The following is a 2,675-nucleotide window of genomic DNA, read 5'->3' as shown; positions in this document are numbered from 1 at the left end:
GTCATGTTCTGCAGCACGAAGAGGTTGAAGCCCACCGGCGGCGTGACCTCGGCGATTTCCACCAGCAGCACGATGAAGATGCCGAACCAGATCAGGTCGAAGCCCGCCTTCTGGATCATCGGCAGCACCACCGCGCTGGTGAGCACGATCATCGAGATGCCGTCCAGCGCGGTGCCCAGCACCAGGTACACCACCACCAGCGCGCCGATCAGCGCGTAGGGCGACAGGTGCATGCTGTCGACCCACTCGGCCAGCTCGCGCGGAATGCCGGTGAAGGCCATGGTCTTGGTGAGGAAGGCCGCGCCCGCCAGGATGAACATGATCATGCAGCTGGTGCGCGTGGCACCCATGATCCCGTCCTTGAAGTTCTTCCAGGTCAGGCTCCGGCCATAGGCCGCGATCGCCAGCGAGCCCAGCACGCCGAAGGCCGCGCACTCGGTGGCCGTGGCCCAGCCCGCGACCAGCACCCAGACGATGAAGACGATCAGCAGCGCGCAGGGAATGAGGTTGCCCGAGAGCCGGATCTTCTGCATGAAGGTGGTCGGCGGATCGGCCGGCGGCACCTGGTCGGGGTGGCGCAGGCTCCACCAGCCGATGTAGCCCGAGAACAGCAGCATCAGCAGGAAGCCCGGCAGGAAGCCGGCCAGGAAGATGCGGATGATCGACGCGTCGGCGGCCACGGCGTACACCACCATCGTGATCGACGGCGGAATCAGGATGCCCAGCGTGCCGGCGGTGGCCAGCGAGCCGATGGCCAGCTGCTCGTTGTAGCCGCGGCGCTTGAGTTCCGGCAGCGCCACCTTGGCGATGGTCGCGCAGGTGGCGGCCGACGAACCCGAGACCGAGCCGAACACGCCACAGCCGAGGATGGTGGTGTGCATCAGGCGGCCGGGCACGCGATTGAGCCAGGGGCGCAAGCCCTCGAACATCTCCTCGCTGAGCTTGGTTCTGAACAGGATCTCGCCCATCCAGATGAACAGGGGCAGCGCCGCGAGCTCCCAGCTCGCGTTGCTTTCCCAGAAGGCGGAGAACAGGTTCTTGCCCGGCAGCGTATTGGTGAAGAAGGCCTGGCCGACCCAGCCGACGATGGCCAGGGTCATCGCGATCCACACGCCGCCCGCCAGGAGCAGCAGCATGATCCCGAGCAGCAGCGCGCCCATCCAGAGGTTTTCGAACATCGGGTGTCTGTCTTGGTGTTGTTGTGGTGGTCGTCGTTCTGACGTTCAGACGTCCGAGGAGAAGTCGCCCGCGGCGTGGCGTTCTTCGATGGCGCGCTGGTAGCTGGGCTTCTCCCCGCGCACCACGCCCACCAGCTCGTCGACCATGGCGATCAGGAGCAGCCAGCAGCCGATCACGAAGGTCGATTGCGGAATCCAGATCGGAATGACCACGAGGCCGGTCGCCATCTCGGCGAACTCGTAGCTCTCGTAGGTGAAGCTGGTGGCCCAGTAGGTCAGGTAGGCCACGGACACGGCTGCGATCAGGAGGCAGGTCACGTCCAGGGCACGCCGCGCCTTGGGGGACACCGCTTCGAGCAGCAGCGTCACGCGCACGAAGTCGCCGTGGCGGAAGGCATGCGCCATCGCGAAGAACGCGGCGGCGGCACAGAGCCACGAGACGATGTCGTTGAGCCCGCTGACATGCCAGTTCATCTGTCGGCCCACGCCGGCCAGGATCATCAGCACGAAGATCAGGAACACGCAGAACGCGCCGAGCGCGCCTGCGCCGTCGTACAGGCGATCGAGGAACCGGCGCATCGCTTACTTCTTCTTGTAGGCGTCGATGATGGCTGCGCCATCGGCACCGGCGGCTTTCAGCCAGTCGGCCTGCATGATGCCGCCGACCTGGCGCATGTCGGTGTCCAGCTTGGGCGAGGGCTTGTGCACCTTCATGCCGCGCTCGGCCAGCAGGCGCTTGTATTCGTCGTTCTTTTCCTGCGCGATCTTCCAGCCGCGGGTCTCGGCATCGGCCGCGGCCTTGGTGACGGCGGCCTTGGTGGTGGCGTCGAGCGCGTCGAAGGCCTTGGCGTTGACGAGGATCGCGTTCTTCGGGATCCAGGCCTGCGTGTCGTAGAAGTTCTTGATGTGCTCGTAGGTCTTTGTGTCGTAGCCGGTGGAGCCCGAGCTCATGTAGCTCTCGATCACGCCGGTGGCCATGGCGGCGCTGAGTTCGGCCTGCTGGATCTGCACTGGCTGCGCGCCGATGAGTTCGGCGATCTTGGCGGTGGCCGGGCTGTAGGCGCGCCACTTGATGCCGCGCAGGTCGGCCACCGAGCTGATTTCCTTCTTGGAGTAGATGCCCTGCGGTGCCCACGGCACCACGAACAGCACCTTGATGCCTTGGGCGGCCAGGAGCTTTTCCATGGCGGGCTTGGAGGCGTCGTACAGCTTCCTGGCTTCGGGGTAGGTGGTGGCCAGGAAGGGCACGCCGTCGAGCGCGTAGATCGGGTTCTCGTTCGCGTAGTTGGCCAGGAGGATCTCGCCGGCCTGGGCCTGGCCGCTCTGCACGGCGCGCTTGATCTCGGGGGCCTTGAAGAGCGATGCGTTGGCGTGCACCGTGATCTTGACCTTGCCGGCGGTGGCCGCGTCCACGTCCTTGGCGAACTGCGTGATGTTTTCGGTGTGGTAGTTGGTCGCGGGGTACGCGGTGGGCAGGTCCCACTTGGTCTGCGCGAA

Annotated in this window: 3 protein-coding genes; all 3 read right to left on the bottom strand. The window is 65.7% G+C overall.

The features are described from left to right. Nucleotides 1–1,178: TRAP transporter large permease (locus tag ACSFA7_RS33525; RefSeq protein ID WP_435503354.1), on the bottom strand; the 1,178-nt coding region annotated here is incomplete at its 3' end. A 45-nt stretch (nt 1,179–1,223) separates the two neighbouring features. Continuing rightward, nucleotides 1,224–1,757 carry a TRAP transporter small permease gene (locus ACSFA7_RS33520; protein ID WP_042582393.1) on the bottom strand — a complete coding sequence of 178 codons (534 nt, stop codon included), beginning with the start codon at nt 1,755–1,757 and terminating at the stop codon, nt 1,224–1,226. Between the two features lie 3 nt (nt 1,758–1,760). Continuing rightward, nucleotides 1,761–2,675 (bottom strand): TRAP transporter substrate-binding protein (locus ACSFA7_RS33515; protein WP_435503353.1); only part of this gene is annotated, 915 nt, incomplete at its 5' end.

Origin of the sequence: Variovorax trehalosi, assembly GCF_051216415.1 — a bacterium.
GTDB lineage: Bacteria > Pseudomonadota > Gammaproteobacteria > Burkholderiales > Burkholderiaceae_C > Variovorax.
This window is presented reverse-complemented; position numbering and strand designations above follow the sequence as displayed.

Coding starts and splice junctions, on each gene's coding strand:
- ACSFA7_RS33520 (WP_042582393.1), bottom strand. CDS start 1,757: ATGCGCCGGTTCCTCGATCGCCTGTACGACGGCGCAGGCGCGCTCGGC.